The sequence below is a fragment of the uncultured Ligilactobacillus sp. genome (assembly GCF_948826705.1).
Taxonomy (GTDB): Bacteria; Bacillota; Bacilli; order Lactobacillales; family Lactobacillaceae; genus Ligilactobacillus.
In genome coordinates this window covers 73,984-91,350 of sequence record NZ_CAQLEL010000112.1, presented here as the reverse complement: position 1 = coordinate 91,350, position 17,367 = coordinate 73,984, and the positions used below count along the sequence as shown (strand labels likewise).

The following is a 17,367-nucleotide window of genomic DNA, read 5'->3' as shown; positions in this document are numbered from 1 at the left end:
GGATATTTTCTGTTCCAGCCCGTCTTTTCATTTCTTGATCGCCCCCCATAAGATGGGGTGCTAGCCCAAGGCCTTCACGTTCGTATAAAAAGCCCATTTGTTTTGGTCCATTCAATTTATGAGCCGAAGTTGACATGAGATCGATCTGATCGCGTTTGACATCGATATCTAAGATCCCATAAGCTTGGACTGCATCAGTATGGAACCAAGCATTGCTTTTAGCCACGATAGCTCCGATCTCAGTTATCGGCATATGACTACCAACTTCATTGTTGCCCGTCATGATCGAAACTAAGATCGTATCTGGCCGTAAAGCTTGCTTTAGGTCATCCAACGAGATCACACCATTTTTATCAACTGGTAAATAAGTCACCTCATAGCCATTTTCTTCCAAATAAGCCATTGGTTTTAAAACAGCTTCGTGCTCGATCATGGTCGTGATCAAATGTCGCCCCTCTTCTTTTCGCTTCAAAGCAGTTTGGATGATCGCAGTATTATCGCTTTCTGTCCCACCGCTCGTAAAAATGATCTCATTAGGATCTTGTGCATTGATCGAAGCAGCTATTTTTTGACGACTTTGCTCTAAAATGCTATGCGCTTTGCGACCAAAAGAATTAGTCGCCGAAGCATTGCCAAAAACGGTATGCATCATCTCCGTCATCGTTTCGATAACAGCTGGATCCATCGGAGTTGTCCCAGCATTATCCAAATAAATATTATTCACGTTTATTCCTCACTAATCTTGCATCAAATTTAAGATCATCTTAGCTGAACGCTTGCCAGCATCAATGATAAATTCATCAAATGTTTGTCCCGCATCTTCATCACCGACATCTGACATTGCCCGTACGATGACAAATGGCACTTTAAATTGATAAGCCACTTGTGCGATCGCAGCACCTTCCATTTCACAGCAAAGCGCTTTAGGGTAGATCTCTTTGATCGCTTGGATCTTATCACTTGAAGCCACAAATTGATCACCAGTGACGATCAAGCCGTTCTTAGTCGTCAGATCCGCTTTTCTAGCTGCTTTTTCTAAAGCATGCAACAACTTTTCATCAGCTGGGTAGATCTGCGGTTGCTGTGGTAACTGCCCTGGTAGGTAGCCAAATGCTGTTGCATCAGCATCATGATAAGCTGCCCCAGTTGAAAAAACCACATCACCGACACTAAGATCTTCACCGATCCCGCCAGCTGAACCCGAGTTGATCAAGTGATCGACTCCAAATTCAACGATCAATAATGCTGTCGTCACACCTGCTTGGACTTTACCGATCCCCGAACGCACTAAAACAACATCATGCCCGTTGAGCTGGCCTTCATAAAAAGCTATCCCACCTAATATTTTTTCAGTACTGTGGGTCAACTGAGCCCGCAATTCCTTGATCTCTTCTTCCATCGCACAAATAATTCCATACTTCATCAATAAACGACCTTTCTAAACTTAGAAATTGACAAAACGCATAAAAAGAAAAACTAAGATGATCGCAACGATCAAACCGATAATGGCATAATTCAGTTTTCTTGCTAACTGCTTTGTCTTTTCTGCTTGACTTTCTAATTTTTGTTTTTGACGCGTCTTAGTTCTGCTAAAACCGGTATCTTCTGCGTTCTCGACCGCTTTTTTACTCCGACGCAATGGTTTTTCTTCTGGATTGTTTTCTGTCATTGGCAGTTACCTAATTCATCAATTGCCAAAACATTACGGCCATGATCGTTTTACTATCGCAGATCAAACCTTCTTGCATGGCTTTTAAAGCTTCGGGTAAAGTCAATTCGACCTTTTCTAAAAATTCATCTTCATCTTGTGGTAATTCAGTTTTTACTGGACTTAAACCACTTGCGTGATATAAATAGATCTTTTCATCAGCAAAACCAGGTGATGTGTAAAAAGGCATCACTAATTCTAAATTTTCCGCCATGTAACGCGCCTCTTCATTCAACTCACGTGTTGCAGTTTCTAAAGGCGAATTTTGTTCATCGGGCTCGATCTTTCCCGCTGGGATCTCTAAGGTCACTTGCCCTAAAGGTGAGCGCCATTGCTTGATAAAGACCATTTTATCTTGAGGTGTGATCGCGATCACACCAACAGCACCATGATGACGTACGATCTCACGCAAAGCTTCTTTTCCATTTGGAAGGATCACTGTTTCACGATCAAGATCGATCACTTTACCATCAAATAAATGTTCAACATTTGTAACTTTTTCTTCAAAATCCATTTCGTTCACCTCACTTGTCATTATAGCAAAAAATACGATCTGACTAAACATCAACAAGCCATGCTCTTGCCACGGCAAAAACACAGCTTGTTGGGAAATATTATTTTTCTAAACCTTCAGTAACAGCTTCGGGAAAGTTATTAGCGACGATCTTAGCACAGCTAGCACATAATTCCTTGAAGCGTTCGTCAGTACCAACATCAGACGTGATCCGACGGCAACGTGGGCAAGTTTCACCAGCAGCATGTTCAACTTTGATCTTAACTTCACCATAATCATCCGCATCTGCTGGAGCATCAGCTAGATCAACGACATCTAATTGTGATACGATCAAGGCTTCACGAACATCAGCACCTAAGTTAGCCAATTCTTGTTTTACACCTTCAGAAACATAAAGTGTTACATGAGCTTCAAAAGATTTACCGATCAATTTTTGATTGCGGGCTTCTTCTAAACTCTTCAAAACATGGGAACGAACTTTCATGAAACGAGTCCAGTTTTCCACGATCTGTGCTTCACTATCGAAATGTTCAACTGCAGGCATTTCAGCTAATTGTACATATTCTTCAGGTTCTTTGACAAAGTTCCAAACTTCTTCAGTTGTATGTGGCACTACTGGTGTCATCAATTTAGCCAAACGGACAACTGTTTCGTATAGAACAGTTTGCATCGAACGACGCTTCTTAGAATCTGCTGCTTCGACATAAACCACATCTTTAGCTACTGCCAAGTAGAAAGCAGATAATTCTGTCGTTACAAAATTGATGACCTTCTTGTAAATATCCATGAAGTTGTAGTTAGCGTAGTCATCCAAGATCTCTTTGGTAAACTTATTGACTAAGATCAACATGTATTGATCGATCGCTTCGAGTTCGTCAAATGGTACGGTATCTTTAGCTGGATCGAAATCTGTTGTGTTAGCTAGTAAGAAACGCATCGTATTTCTGAATTTACGGTAACTTTCAGAAATTTGAGCAAAACTTTCCATTGAGACACGAACGTCAGCTGAAGTATCAACGCTCAAGACCCAAAGGCGGATGATCTCAGCCCCCATCTTCTTGATAACTTCTTCAGGAACGATCGTGTTACCTAATGACTTACTCATCTTACGTCCTTCAGCGTCCAGGGTGAAACCTTGAGATAAGATCTGCTTGTATGGAGCATGTCCAGAAACCGCCACACTTGTGATCAAACTTGAGTTGAACCAACCACGATATTGGTCAGATCCTTCCAAGTAAAGATCAGCTGGATAGGTCAAGTAATCACGTTGGGCGCAAACACCTTGATGGGAAGAACCAGAGTCAAACCACACATCCATAATGTCAGTTTCTTTAGTGAACTTACCATTTGGTGAATGTTCGTTAGTGTAACCTTCTGGCAACAGATCTTTAGCATCTAACTTGAACCAAATGTTTGAACCGTGTTCTTCGACTAATTTAGCCACATGCTCGATCGTTTCTTTTTCCATGATCGCTGTTCCATCTTCAGCATAGAAGATCGGAAGTGGAACGCCCCAAACACGTTGCCGCGAGATGACCCAGTCACCACGGTCGCGGATCATATTGTAGAGACGTTTTTGACCCCATTCAGGTAAGAACTTAACTTCATTGATCGCATTCAAAATGTTATCTCTGATCTTATCGACCGAAGCGAACCATTGTGGTGTTGCTCGGAAGATGATCGGCTTTTTAGTCCGCCAGTCAAATGGATAGCTGTGAGAATAATCCATTTCCTTTAAGAGCAAGTTAGCTTTACGTAATTTGTCTAAAGCAACTTCATTAGCATCTTCATAGAAGACACCATCAAATTCAGGACCACATTCCGCTGTCAAATGACCCGTATCATTGATCGGAGCAAAGATCTCTAATCCATACTTCATCCCCATCTTGTAGTCATCATCACCATAACCAGGAGCTGTGTGGACTAAACCTGTACCAGATTCAGTCGTTACAAAGTCACCTAACATGACTAATAATTCACGATCTTCATAGAATGGATGTTGTGCTGTAATGTATTCAAGTTCTCGACCCTTAACGACTTTCAAAGTCTTAACATCTTTCCAACCGAATAGTTCAGCATTCTTTTGGATCAGATCAGCTACCATCACGAATTTACGTTCTTCACCAGCTGGTTGGACCACCGCATAATCAAAAGAAGCATCGATAGTGATACCTTCTGAAGCTGGGATCGTCCATGGTGTCGTTGTCCATACGACCATGTATGTATCTTCATCTAAGACACCTTTGCCATCAAGAACTCGTTCTGCATAGAAAGCAGATGGCGAAGTCACGTCATGGTATTCAACTTCGGCTTCAGCTAAAGCAGATTCTGATGACCAAGACCAATAAACAGGACGCTTACCTTTGTAGATAAGCCCTTCTTGCGCCATCTTACCAAAGACACGAATTTGTTGAGCTTCATACTCAGGATCTAAAGTCACATATGGGTCATCCCATTCGCCTGCGACCCCTAAACGTTTGAAATCGGTCCGTTGCTTATCAACTTGTTCTAAAGCATATTCGCGACATTTTTCACGGAAATCAGCTACAGATAAAGCTTTACGGTCGACCCCAGCTTTTTTGAGCTGTTGTTCGATCGGTAACCCATGTGTATCCCAGCCAGGCACATATGGCGCTCTAAAGCCCATCATTGACTTAGCACGGACAATAATATCTTTTGAGATCTTGTTCATCGCATGTCCCATGTGGATGTTACCATTGGCATATGGAGGTCCATCATGTAAGACAAAAGTTGGTTTACCTTCATTTAATTTTTGGCGCTTTTCGTAAACCTTATTTTCTTCCCATTCGTTTTGACGTTCTAATTCACGAACAGGCAAATTGCCGCGCATTGGGAATTTGGTTTTCCCTAAGTTCAAAGTATCTTTGATTCGCATACTCTTTACCCACTGTGCTCAGGTGGTAAGACACAGCTATCCTTTCTTTTTGATAAAACAAAAAGATCTCGTCCACAAAGGGACGAGATCTCGCGGTACCACCCAATTTAAGAATTTAAATAAATTCCACTCTTTGATCATATAACGCGATCAACCGACCAAACCTACTTGATTTCAGTTCGATAAAAAAGAGATGATAAACCTAAATTCAGAGGATGGCCGGTCCTTGCACCATTTTTCCGGCTCGCTGACATCATAAAAAGAGGTCCGTGTTCTCTTATAATCTTAGCAATATATCTGTTAAGCTAGACGCCTAGTTGTTGTTGCTGTCATCAGCAAACCGTTGTGAACTAGCATTGTCGTTAGAATCAGGGAAGATAACAACTGTTTCAGTCTCTTTTGTTTCTTCAACTGGTTCACTCACAGGTGTATTGTCAGCAACATAAACTTCATTTTCTGCGTCTGTATCATTTGAGAATGATTTTACTTCTTTTGCATTGGATTTGTCAAGGGTATCATCGTGACGAATTGCTTCTTGGATCGCTTCATAACTCGTTGTTTCACCTTGTTGCAAAATATCGTCCCATTCACTACCTTTAACAACTTCAAGCTGCGATTCCAACATAACTTGAAGCTTTTGGCGGAAGATACGAGCTTGCTTGCGCAGATCGTCAGTCTCCAAAGCCAAACGTTTTGATTTCTTGGAAGCTTCATCGATAATATGACGTGCTTTTTCATTTGCTTGGTCAATAATATCTTGTCCTTGCTTTTGAGCTTCACGATTGATGATCTCAGCTTCACGTTGCGAATTAGCTTTGACCTTATCAGCAGCTTCTTGAGCAACGATGATCGATTGATTCAAAGAATCTTTTAAATCATTGAAATACTTTAATTTTTCCTGGCTTTGTTTCAAGCTCTCAGTTAAATGTGCATTTTCTTTTAAGACTAATTCATAGTCTTTGATGATCTGATCTAAGAAATCGTTGACTTCATCTTGATCATAACCACGTAACTTGGTATGAAACTCTTTATTATGAATATCCAAAGGGGTCAATGACATCCCCAACACCTCCAAATTTTTAAATCATTTTCTAATTACAGCAACTTCACAGCGCAACTTACCTCGCTTTGATTTGCCTAATACATCGATCAACTTGATCCGGCCAAAACCACGGACCGAAACAATATCTAAAGCACCCAATTCTGTATCTGGTTTGGTCAACACCATCCAATTTAGCTGGACTTTCTTGGCATTGATCAACTCCTTGACACGGTTACGCGATATATTATAGACTGTTGCGATCACCGTGTCGATCCGAAACGAACTGGTCGAAACAGTTTCAAGTTCCCAATCATTATTAGGAACAAGTCGCTCAGCCAGTGGTCTTTTTGACAGGCGAACATTGATCTTACCGATCCGTTCGATTTGTTGTAGCAGATAATCACTGATATTTTTTTGAACGACGATCTGCCAACGCTGTGAATCTGTGATAATATCGCCTAAAACATCGCGCTCTAACCCACTGTTTGCCAAAGTCCCTAAAATTTGTCCGTGGGTCAACGACACAAATTTAGTTGGATAGTTTATCTCTAGCAGCTGCAACTCAAAATCCTTTGCCTGTGGTTCATAATAGTCAGGATAAAATAAGAGCCGCTTTCTTTCTGCTTGAGCAAAACCTCCGTCAGCTTTGACTTTGATCATATCATCAGCCTGCAATAAGAACTGGGCAATATGCTGTTGTCTAGGATCTAAGAAGTGTGTCAAGATCGGGCGGTATTCATTTTGCGCTTGATTGATATAATCGCTCAATGAATCGATCAATGGCTTTTCTTCTACGCGAAAATGTTGATAGACCACACTATTCACCATACTCCCCCATTTCACTAAAAGAGATAAAACAACATAAAGACTCCTTTTTCAACAAACTGTAAAACGATCAATGCGATCACCGGAGCAAAACTGATCCCTGCGATCGGTGGAATAAAATCAAATAACCGTAAATATGGTTGGCACACTTTGATCAATAATTGGCCTAACTGGGTCTGATAAGCGCCTGGAAACCAAGATAACAAACAGTAGGCGATGATCAAAAAAGAGTACAAACTAAATAAACTACTGATAAGACTTAATATTCCCAAATTATTCTCCTTAATTATACTTATAATCACCATTACGCATCGTATCAGTCAAGTTGCCTTCAACTTCAAAGTCATGCGGAGTACATAAAAAGATCTGTTCACCGATGCGTTGGATCTCACCATCGACGGCAAAAACTACGCCTGAAAGAAAATCAACTACGCGATGTGCTTGCTCATCATCGATCCTTTGAAAATTAACGACTGCTGCTTGCCCTGCTAAAAGCTTGCTAGCGATCGCCTTAACATCAGAAAAGATCCGAGGTTCAAACAACATGATCTTCTTTTCAAGTGGCCGACGTTCATTGTGCAAAGCCATTACGTTTCTCTCATCTCGACTTTCAGTGGTAGCCTTAGATTCTGGATAACTTTCCTCACGTGGCTCTTCTTCATAATTTTCAAAATCATCATCTGCGCTGAAGAAACTACTGAGTTTGCTTGAAAATGACATTTTTCAGCCTCCTTGTCTTAATGACGGCGCCGAGTAAAGAACGGTGGATTATTTAGATCGTCTTCGTCACTACTTTGTTCAGCTGAAGAATTGGAACCAAAGACGTTAAAATCCTTCTTCTCAACATTTTGAAATTCCGTCTCACGTTGTTGAGCTGATTTTCTCGTACCGTTGATCTCACGTGAAAGATCCCAATCACCTAATGGATCATTATTTTGCGCTGGTCGTGCAGCCGTATTGTTTTCTGGTGCACTTGGCGTTGGTGTATTGAATGTCCGCGGTGGTACAACTTTAGATGTGCTACTTTCTTTTTTCTTTTTATCGATCCCAGTTGCGATCACAGTCACGACTACGTTATCTTCCAAGGATTCGTTGATCGAAGTCCCAAAAATGATATTGACATCACTTGTAGCTGCTTGTGAAACGATATCTGAAGCAGCTTGAGCTTCAAATAGGCTTAGATCTGGACCACCAGTAATGTTTAATAGGACTTGTTCTGCACCATCGATCGAAACTTCGAGCAATGGTGAAGAGATAGCCTTCTTAGTCGCTTCTTCAGTTCGGTTTTCACCGTTAGCAGAACCGATACCCATCAAAGCCGAACCTTGATTTTGCATCACTGTCTTAACGTCGGCAAAGTCCAAGTTCACGTAACCTGGTGAGGTGATCAGATCAGAGATCCCTTGCACACCTTGACGTAACACGTTATCAGCTTCTTGGAAAGCTTGTAACATCGGTGTTTTCTTATCAACGATCTCAAGCAAGCGGTTGTTAGCGATAATAACCAAAGTATCAACATGCTCTTTCATCTTTGCTACACCCTCAGCAGCAAAACGGGCACGCTTTGGACCTTCGAAACTAAATGGGCGAGTCACGACCCCAACCGTTAAAGCTCCTTGCTCTTTGGCGATCTTAGCAATGATCGGTGCAGCACCGGTACCAGTGCCACCGCCCATACCAGCCGTGACAAAGATCATATCGGCACCACTCAAGGCTTCCGCTAAAGCTTCTTCACTTTCTTGAGCAGCCTTACTTCCGATCTCAGGGTTAGCTCCTGCACCCAATCCACGAGTCAATTTAGGCCCTAATTGGATCTTTGTTTCAGCGTTAGAATTCTTCAATGCTTGCACATCTGTGTTTGCAACGATAAATTCTACCCCTTTAACGTCATCAGCGATCATACGGTTGACCGCATTACCGCCAGCGCCACCAACACCAATAACCTTAATTGTGGCACCATGTTCCATTTGATCTGCGTCTAATGAAAATTCCATTCTATATTCCTCCATCTCCTAATCTTTTAGTCAAAGAATTTGTCAAATATCGCCTTGAATCGATCTATGCCCTTAGGTTTATCATCTTTCTTTTTATCCCTAGGTGTATCATACTCATCAGCTACTGGATCAAAATCAGTCTCGACATCTTGTTGCTCATCTTCGTCGATCTGATTTACTTTTGGTTCACTGATGAATTCTTGACCGTCGAGCGTTCGTCTGACGATCTGATCGATCTCATTTTCTTGCGTGACGTATTCTACGATCCCGATGACCTGTGCAAAAGATGGGATCCGTAAATTCATCTCTTGAGGAATAAAGACTTTAACATTGACCCCAAAGATCTTTTGAGCCAATTCTTTGACACCTGGCAAGGCAGCTAAGCCACCAGTTAATATGATCCCCCCAGGTAACTGTAAAGCATTGATCCGATCTAGATCAGCTTTTAACTTACCAAAGATCTGCTGTAAACGAGCTTCAATGATCTGAGCTAAGTACCCTTCAGTGATCATCTCTGGTTCTTGTTGTCCTACAACAGTTACCGGGAAAGTATCTTCATTTGAAGCTAATGTTTCATCGGCATAGCCATAATTTCGTTTTAAGATCTCAGCATTTTCGATCGAAGTATTCAAGACGATCGAAATATCACGGGTCACATAATCGCCCCCCTCTTGATCGACATAAGTATACTTCAATTGATGATCGTGGACCACAGCAGCAGTCGTTTGACCTCCGCCAAGATCGATCAAGATAGCTCCAAAGTCCTTTTCGCCATCGGTCAATGCAACTTGAGATAACGCAAGTGGAGCTACGATCATATCTTTGATCTTTAATCCTGCCCGTTCGATACATTTACGAGTATTATGTAAGATCGTCTTGGGACCTGTGTACATTACTCCTTGCATCTCTAATCTGACGCCGACCATACCTCGTGGGTCTTTTATCCCATCAAAGCCATCAACGATAAATTCATCTGGAACAATATCGATCACATCGCGTTCAGGTGGTAAATTTTGGACCAAAGCAGCTTCGGTCACACGCCGAACATCAATATCACTGATCTCTTTAGAGTTACCGTCTTCGTTTCCGATGGCGATCATCCCTTTACAACGCTCTATTTGGAGCATATTAGCTGGAACACCAACGCTCACCTCAGAAATTTGAATATTTGCCTTTTCTTCGGCTTGCTTCACAGCTTCTTTTATCGCCTTAACAACTTGGTCAATATCAACGATCACTCCACGATTGAGACCGGCAGAACGTGTATTACCGTAACCGATTATGTTGATCTGGTCTTTGAGATACTCAGCTATTATGACTTTAATCGAAGTCGTACCGATGTCTATGCCAACATAGATACTAGAGTTTCCCATCAATTTGCCTCCCTTATGATTTTAATAATGTTCTCATTGTTTATTATTTAAATTCAATAGGTTAATTTTAACACATAAATATAGTAATTGGCTACTTGTCAACCCCCCAAAATAAAAAATTTAGTTCACAACATTTTAGTTATTTCTAATTCTTAATTTTTAGGGTATGAAAACGCCCCAACTTCAAGATCAACGATGCCTTTTTGATCCATTTTAGTCGCGATCTGAGGATAGTATTCCATTTTCTTTGTCAGCGTCGAAAGATCGGCGACGACCTCATTGCCATCATTCATGTAAAGTTTGATCCGATCTGGATTTACTTTAGATGGGGCATAGTGGATCTCCGAGACGGATTTTTTCAATTCAGTAGGTAATTCCTGTACTTTTGTAACTACTAATTTCAACTTGGCCTTATCTTTAAAATTATAAAATACAGGGTAACTGCCTTTTACTAAAGGAGTTCCTTCACTCAAAGGCCGTCCAGTCGTTCCGATCTTATAATACTTATTATTCCGATAAATATAACCAACTTGGGGATCTTCTTTCACGTCGATCACTACATTGTTAACATCTACATAGCGCAATGTCGCCTGCTCAACTAAGCCTACTTTGCGCTGGATCTTATTTTCGATCTTGCTAGCATTGAACCAGACACTAAACAAGGATTCATAATAATGAAGTCCACTGGCTTTGATGACTGCCACGCGTAACTGTTTATCATTTGAATCGACTGTCACCGATCTAACGCGACTGATCGGCAAGATCAAACAAAGCGTCAATAATGTCATTATCGAAAAAAAGACTAATGGAAATAACGCTTGTTGACGCAATGCTTTTTTGCGCTGTTCAGTCAACCGGATCAATTTACCATTGAACAGATCTTTTGCTGGTGGCTTTTGCTTGGCCTGACCGCGTTTTGCTTGTTTTTCGAGCCATGGTTGAAGTTTCTGATTAGGGACAACTGGCTTCTTTTTCTTCCAAAATCTGATCCTCTTCAGCCCCTCTCACTAACTACTAGTTTAGTAAATCTTTCATCACCTTGATCAAACGATCAGCTGCATCTGGCACACCTGCTTTTTTAGCATTAGCTGCCATTTGTGCTTGTTTTTGTGGATCAGCCATCATCGCTTGGATATTTTCAAATAAGACTTTGCCACTAAGCTCATTTTCCTTGATCATCAAAGCTGCTCCTTTATTTACTAAACTTTGAGCATTTTTAGTTTGATGATCATGTGTGACATATGGGCTAGGGATCAAGATAGTTGGGATCCCTAGCGCAGTGATCTCGGCCAAACTAGTTGCTCCAGCGCGACCAACGATCGCAGCGATCTCGGGTAAGATCGACGGCATGTCAGCAATATATGGCTTGATCACTACATTTTTTGGCAAGTCCTTGACACGACTATCTTCCATGATCTTATCATAATGAACACGTCCCGTCACAAATAATACTTGATATGGCTGATCTTTGAAATATTCTATCGCTTCCAAGCTAGCATTGTTGATACCTAACGCCCCACGTGAACCACCAAAAATCAAGATCGTCTTTTTGTTTGGATCAAGTTGGTATTCTGTAGCTAAGCGCCCCGTTGGCTTCATTGTAGCTACTTGTTGTGCCCGTGGATTACCAGTAAAGACAACTTTTTTAGCTGGAAAATCAGATCTCACATCATCAAAACAGATCCCAACTTTATCAACATAGTGGCTCAAAAATTTATTCGTCACACCAGCAACGCTATTTTGCTCGTGAATGATCGTTTTGACCTTCATTTTGGCAGCCGCATACACCACTGCTCCACAAACATAACCACCAGTCCCGATCACAACATCTGGTTTGAATTCCTTGATGATCTTTTTAGAGTCATGCACACTCTTTAAAAAGAGATATACTGTCTTAAAATTTTCAGGTGAAAGTGAACGTTTAAAGCCTTGGATCTCGATCGTTTTAAATGAGATCCCAGCATTGGGAACGATCTTACTCTCTAATCCCTTAGTTGTCCCGACATATAAAACCTCTGTGTCAGGTCGTTGTTGTTTGATAGCTTCGATCAGTGCTAGCGCTGGGTAGATATGACCACCCGTTCCGCCACCAGATACTAATAGTCGCATACTATTCATCCTTTTTTTCTAAATTTTCTACTGCTTCGATAAATTTATCGCCACGTTCTTCAAATGTCTTCCATTGATCCCAACTTGCACATGCTGGTGACAATAAGATCGTATCACCTGGTCGACTGAGAGCATAGGCTTTAGGCACAGCGTCGACTGCATCTTTAGCCTCGACGATCTGTTCTAGACCAGCCTGTTTTCCGGCTGCTTTCAATAATTCTTTGGTCTCACCAAAGACGACCAAAGCACTGACATGTTCTTTTAGATATGGTACTAAACGCTCAAAAGTAAAGCCACGATCTAGCCCACCAGCTAACAAAACAACTGGTGTTTTGAAACCGGCAAGTGCTTTTTCAGTTGCTTCGATATTGGTTGCCTTGGAGTCATTGTAAAACTTACGTCCATTAAACGTTGTTACGTATTGAGTTCGATGTCTGACTCCCGAAAAAGTCTGCAATACTTCTACGATATCAGCTGTTGCTACTCCCATGAGTTTGGCCACTGCGATCGCTGCCAAGGCATTTTCAATGTTGTGCGTTCCGGGAACTTTGATCTCATCAGCAGGCATGATCGCTTCATCTTTGAAATATAAGATCCCATCTTCTTCGTAGGCACCTTCTTTAGTAAAGGCTGTTCGTGAGAATGGTACGACCTTAGCTTTAGCTTGTTGGCTAAGCTCACGCCATTCAGCTTGATCAAAATTGACTACAAAGTGATCAGCTTCTGTTTGATTTTTCAACAAACGCATCTTAGCTTTGACATAATTTTCACGTGAACCGTGATAATCAGTATGAGCTTCGTAAATATTAGTCAAGACCGAGATCTTAGGATGGAGCTTAGTGATCCCAAGTAATTGGAAACTGGAGAGTTCCATGACTAAGATATCATCAGCGCTTGCTTTTTGTGCTGTTTTAACAGCTGAGATCCCGATATTACCACAAGCATAGGCCTTATTTTTGTTCTTTAGATGATCTAACATCAAGGAGATCAAAGTCGTCGTTGTCGTCTTTCCATTTGTCCCAGTAACACCTACTAGTTCAGCGTCAGCGATCTCATACGCCAATTCTGGCTCGGTGATGATCAAAAAGCCCCTTTTTTGTGCTTCAGCGATCAAAGGATTCGTGTATGGGATCCCAGGATTTTTGACGATCAATTCCACGTCATCCAACAAAGTAAGCGGATGTGAGCCAACAACTGCCTTGATACCGGCATTTTCCAGCTCAGTCAAGACTTGCTTATCTGTTGGAATATTCTTATCATTTACCGTTACATTTGCTCCGAGCTCTTTTAACAGATAGGCACTATTGAGCCCACTTTTACCTAAACCAACGACTAATACGTTTTTACCCTTATAATCTGTCACATTTTTCATATCTAACGACTTCCTTTGATATTAAATTATCGTCATAACTGCAATGACCGCAGCTACTAGACCAATTGCCCAAAAAGTTAGATCGATACGCCATTCACTCCAGCCACATTCTTCAAAATGGTGGTGGATCGGACTCATCTTGAAGATCCGTTTGCCAGTCAATTTAAAGCTTGCTACTTGTAAGATCACACTAAGTGTCTCTAATACGAAGATGATCCCGATCACCAACAACGATAACTCTTGATGTAAGATGATCGAAACGGCTGCTAAAGCTCCCCCTAGAGCTAAAGAACCAGTATCACCCATGAAGATCTTGGCCGGTTTATGATTGAACCCTAAAAAGGCGATCAAAGCTCCGATCACAGATAAACAGAAGATCAAAACATCGTATTGTGCTTGGTGATAAGCGATGATCGCATAAGCACCAAAGGCAATGATCGCTTGACCTGATACCAAACCATCGATCCCATCGGTCAAATTGACCGCATTTGAAAAGCCGACCAACCAAAAAAGCACAAACAAAACATAAACGAAGCCTAAAGTGACCTCGTGTCCAAAAAATGAAAGCGCAAAGGGCAACTTTTCATGGTGATAGACGGCTAAAAAGATCAAGCCTCCGATTATTTGCCCCAATAATTTTTGCCAAGGCTTCAATCCTTCATTTTGCTTTTTCCATAACTTAACAGAATCGTCAAAGAAACCCAAAAAGCCATATAACAGTAAGATAAAATCTAAGACCAAGATCTTAGGACTCAGCATGTGCAAGCCTAATGGGACCCAAAGCCCCGTAACGATGATCGCTAAATTAAAGACAAAGCCCCCCATCGTTGGAGTTCCCGCTTTTATTTGGTGCCAACTTGGCCCTTCTTCACGGATCATCTGTCCTTGCTTTTTTTTGTGTGCATAGCTGATAAACATCGGTGTAAATAAAGCAGTCAATACTAAACTACTGATCACCGGGATCAACATTTGAAAAATAGTCATGTTATTTTTCCTTCCTCTTTTTTTCTATCTATTTTAATTCAATTGTCAATTTGGTTTGCTTACTTAGCTTCTCGCCAGGTGCAATGCTTTGCTTAGTAACATAGCCATTCCCCTGTACGTCTAAGTCAATACCAGTCAGTTCTGATAATTTCATCACATCAAGTCGCGACCAACCAGTGATATCTGGCATCGTCAGCGTTCCATTTGTGATTAAGATCACACGCTCACCAGTCAACATACTCGTGCCTGCGGTCTGTGATTGTTTAATGATCTTTTTACCTTCTCCAACTATTGCTGGTACTAAGTCACTTTGGGTCACTTCTTCACTAGCTTCTTTAGGTGACATCCCCTTCACATCTGGGACACTAGTCTGTGCCTTTTCATCATTTGAGTCATTTTCCTCATCCAAAACTCGTTTCATCAAAGGATCAAAAATAGAAGCTAACATTCCTGTTTCACCTTGATCAGCAAAAGTCTTAGGCTGTTTCATCGTGATGTATAAGATGTACTTAGGATCATCTATCGGTGCCATCCCAGCAACGGAGAAAAGATAATTAGTCTCACCACTTAAATAGCCTGTTCCATTTTCGTTGGCGATCTGAGCCGTCCCAGTCTTGACCCCAACATCATAGCCATCGATCTTATAAGCAGTCCCAGTCCCGTCTTTGTCAGTCACAACATCTTGCATCATTTCACGAACTTCTTTAGCAGTTGAGCTTCTGATCGGTTTTCCGACCACAGTTGGTGATTGCGAAAAGACTGTTTTGCCATTATTTGGGTCAACAACTTTACTTACTAGATAAGGTTTGACCATCTTACCATTATTAGCCACAGCCGACATTGCTTGTAGCATTTGAAAGACTGTCACATTTATCCCTTGACCAAAAGCAGTATTAGCTTGTTCGATCGGATATTTATATTCAATACTACCCGCTGCTTCATTACCTAAGCCAGCATTCGTTGACTTCAAAAGACCAAATTTTTTGATGTAATTTAACCAAGTCTTTTCCCCCATTGCCTGTTCTAGCTTAGCCATCCCAACATTTGAGGAACGAATGAAACCTTCACGATAGGTAATATCACCCCAACCAGTCGTATTCCAATCATTGATCCGTTGACCATCGATCTGATAAGACCCTGACTTAAAGGTGGCGTTAGCATTATAGTTTCCACTATTGATCGCTGCTGACATCGTCAAGATCTTCATGATCGAACCTGGTTCATAGGTATCTTCTAACAAGATATTGCGCCACATATCATTTAGCCCTTCACCAGTCTGAGGGTTAAAAGTCGGACGTTGACTCGCAGCAATGATCTCGCCAGTTTTGGCATTCATCAAAACAGCTGTCATCGATTTTGGCTTATAAGTTTCTTGGGCTTTATTCATCAAAGTCTCTAAATAAGTCTGGGTCCGTGTATCTAAAGTGGTATAAACATTGTCACCATCTTTAGCGGGCTTACTTTGCGATTTAGAATTAGGTAAAGTCGTCCCACGTGAATCGATGGCGAGCTTATTGACCCCGTTGACACCCTTTAATTGCTTTTCAAAAACCTTTTCTAAGCCCATTACCCCAACTAAGTGGGATTGTTCATTTTCTGCTAGACCAACTAAGTGGGACGCAAAAACCCCGTTAGGATATAAACGTGCTTGGGCAGGCGTAAATTTGATCCCGCTGATCTTAGCGGCCTCGATATTTTTTTTAGTCTCCATTGAGATATGCTTACCTTTACTACCAAGCTCAACTTGATAGAGACCATCGTCAGCATCAAAGAGCTTGAGTAGATCATCATAATTCATCCCTAGATTTTGACTTAAGACCTTAGCAGCTTTAGCTTTTTGTGAATCTTGCAAATAGTCTGGTTTGCCTTCAAGGGTCTTCGCCGATTTAGATAAGACGATATAGATCGAATAAGTCGTTGTATCTTCTGCGATCGGTTGATCTTGTGCATCATAGATCGTCCCACGTTTTGCTTTGATCTCAGTTTGTTCGGCATACATCGTCTGTGCTAATTTGGTCAGATTTTTTCCGTGAGCCGTGTGTGTCAAACCCACATAAAAAAAACGACCAATAAATGTAAGAAAGACGATGATGACGATGAAAAATAACGCTCTTCCAAAATAACTGCGATTTCGCGGGTCTTGTTTTACATTTATCTGCCGTTTTTTAGTACTCATTTGGTAACATTCCTTATGTTTTTATCATTCATTTGTAAACCAACATCCTTGGCGATCTCCATCAAACGTGTCCGGCTAGACAGTTCACTGATCTCCTCTTTCATGTTAGCATTTGAAGTCTGTAAAGTTGAGACTTTTTGATTGATATCTTGGATCGTTGCTTGGGTCTTGGTCACAGCCGTATTCGACCAGATCACCAAACATGACATGACCACTAACAACACACTTAAAGCGATCGCTGCATTGCGTTCTTGTTTAAAATACATTTTTCGCAACTGTCCAGTTGTATTTTGTGGTTGCTGATCTAGCGTAGTTTTTGTCGGTAATGCTTGAGGTGTTTCGAGTTTTCTTGCTGCTTGTGCCAAAGTCTCACA

17 protein-coding genes are annotated in these 17,367 nt (G+C 41.3%); all 17 read right to left on the bottom strand.

Annotated elements, in window-relative coordinates; genetic code table 11:
- The coding region (locus Q9Q35_RS08030; RefSeq protein ID WP_304652902.1) for a cysteine desulfurase family protein at positions 1-724 on the bottom strand (724 nt) is incomplete at its 3' end.
- A 12-nt stretch (positions 725-736) separates the two neighbouring features.
- Positions 737-1,423 carry a 5'-methylthioadenosine/adenosylhomocysteine nucleosidase gene (locus Q9Q35_RS08025; RefSeq protein WP_304652901.1) on the bottom strand — a complete coding sequence of 229 codons (687 nt, stop codon included), beginning with the start codon at positions 1,421-1,423 and terminating at the stop codon, positions 737-739.
- A 21-nt stretch (positions 1,424-1,444) separates the two neighbouring features.
- A complete protein-coding gene (locus Q9Q35_RS08020) occupies positions 1,445-1,669 on the bottom strand; it encodes a hypothetical protein (RefSeq protein ID WP_304652900.1) in 225 nt (74 codons plus the stop codon).
- A 10-nt stretch (positions 1,670-1,679) separates the two neighbouring features.
- Positions 1,680-2,222 (bottom strand): NUDIX hydrolase, encoded by a 543-nt coding sequence (locus Q9Q35_RS08015; RefSeq protein ID WP_304652899.1) that lies wholly within the window; start codon positions 2,220-2,222, stop codon positions 1,680-1,682.
- A gap of 100 nt (positions 2,223-2,322) precedes the next feature.
- The gene (gene ileS, locus Q9Q35_RS08010; protein ID WP_304652898.1) at positions 2,323-5,118 is read right to left on the bottom strand and encodes an isoleucine--tRNA ligase; all 2,796 of its coding nucleotides are present in this window, start codon (positions 5,116-5,118) and stop codon (positions 2,323-2,325) included.
- A 313-nt stretch (positions 5,119-5,431) separates the two neighbouring features.
- A complete protein-coding gene (locus tag Q9Q35_RS08005) occupies positions 5,432-6,178 on the bottom strand; it encodes a DivIVA domain-containing protein (RefSeq protein WP_304652897.1) in 747 nt (248 codons plus the stop codon).
- Between the two features lie 24 nt (positions 6,179-6,202).
- Positions 6,203-6,985 carry an RNA-binding protein gene (locus Q9Q35_RS08000; protein ID WP_304652896.1) on the bottom strand — a complete coding sequence of 261 codons (783 nt, stop codon included), beginning with the start codon at positions 6,983-6,985 and terminating at the stop codon, positions 6,203-6,205.
- Positions 6,986-7,002: 17 nt separating this feature from the next.
- Positions 7,003-7,257, bottom strand: coding sequence for a YggT family protein (locus tag Q9Q35_RS07995; RefSeq protein WP_370648890.1), 255 nt, complete (start codon positions 7,255-7,257; stop codon positions 7,003-7,005).
- Positions 7,258-7,267: 10 nt separating this feature from the next.
- Positions 7,268-7,705 (bottom strand): cell division protein SepF, encoded by a 438-nt coding sequence (locus Q9Q35_RS07990; RefSeq protein ID WP_010688742.1) that lies wholly within the window; start codon positions 7,703-7,705, stop codon positions 7,268-7,270.
- Between the two features lie 17 nt (positions 7,706-7,722).
- Positions 7,723-8,979 carry a cell division protein FtsZ gene (gene ftsZ / locus Q9Q35_RS07985; RefSeq protein ID WP_304652895.1) on the bottom strand — a complete coding sequence of 419 codons (1,257 nt, stop codon included), beginning with the start codon at positions 8,977-8,979 and terminating at the stop codon, positions 7,723-7,725.
- A gap of 26 nt (positions 8,980-9,005) precedes the next feature.
- The gene (gene ftsA, locus Q9Q35_RS07980; RefSeq protein ID WP_304652894.1) at positions 9,006-10,352 is read right to left on the bottom strand and encodes a cell division protein FtsA; all 1,347 of its coding nucleotides are present in this window, start codon (positions 10,350-10,352) and stop codon (positions 9,006-9,008) included.
- A gap of 152 nt (positions 10,353-10,504) precedes the next feature.
- Entirely contained in the window at positions 10,505-11,206 is a 702-nt protein-coding gene (locus Q9Q35_RS07975; RefSeq protein ID WP_304652893.1) for a cell division protein FtsQ/DivIB, read from the bottom strand.
- A 160-nt stretch (positions 11,207-11,366) separates the two neighbouring features.
- Positions 11,367-12,461 carry an undecaprenyldiphospho-muramoylpentapeptide beta-N-acetylglucosaminyltransferase gene (gene murG, locus Q9Q35_RS07970; protein WP_304652892.1) on the bottom strand — a complete coding sequence of 365 codons (1,095 nt, stop codon included), beginning with the start codon at positions 12,459-12,461 and terminating at the stop codon, positions 11,367-11,369.
- 1 nt (position 12,462) lies between these two features.
- The gene (murD, locus tag Q9Q35_RS07965) at positions 12,463-13,833 is read right to left on the bottom strand and encodes a UDP-N-acetylmuramoyl-L-alanine--D-glutamate ligase (protein WP_304652891.1); all 1,371 of its coding nucleotides are present in this window, start codon (positions 13,831-13,833) and stop codon (positions 12,463-12,465) included.
- 21 nt (positions 13,834-13,854) lie between these two features.
- Positions 13,855-14,817, bottom strand: coding sequence for a phospho-N-acetylmuramoyl-pentapeptide-transferase (mraY, locus tag Q9Q35_RS07960; RefSeq protein ID WP_304652890.1), 963 nt, complete (start codon positions 14,815-14,817; stop codon positions 13,855-13,857).
- Between the two features lie 28 nt (positions 14,818-14,845).
- On the bottom strand, positions 14,846-16,993 hold the full coding sequence (locus Q9Q35_RS07955; protein ID WP_304652889.1) for a penicillin-binding transpeptidase domain-containing protein: 2,148 nt from the start codon (positions 16,991-16,993) through the stop codon (positions 14,846-14,848).
- Positions 16,990-17,358 carry a cell division protein FtsL gene (ftsL, locus tag Q9Q35_RS07950; protein ID WP_304652888.1) on the bottom strand — a complete coding sequence of 123 codons (369 nt, stop codon included), beginning with the start codon at positions 17,356-17,358 and terminating at the stop codon, positions 16,990-16,992. Before ftsL ends, Q9Q35_RS07955 begins: the two co-directional genes overlap by 4 nt.
- Positions 17,359-17,367: the final 9 nt, after the last annotated feature.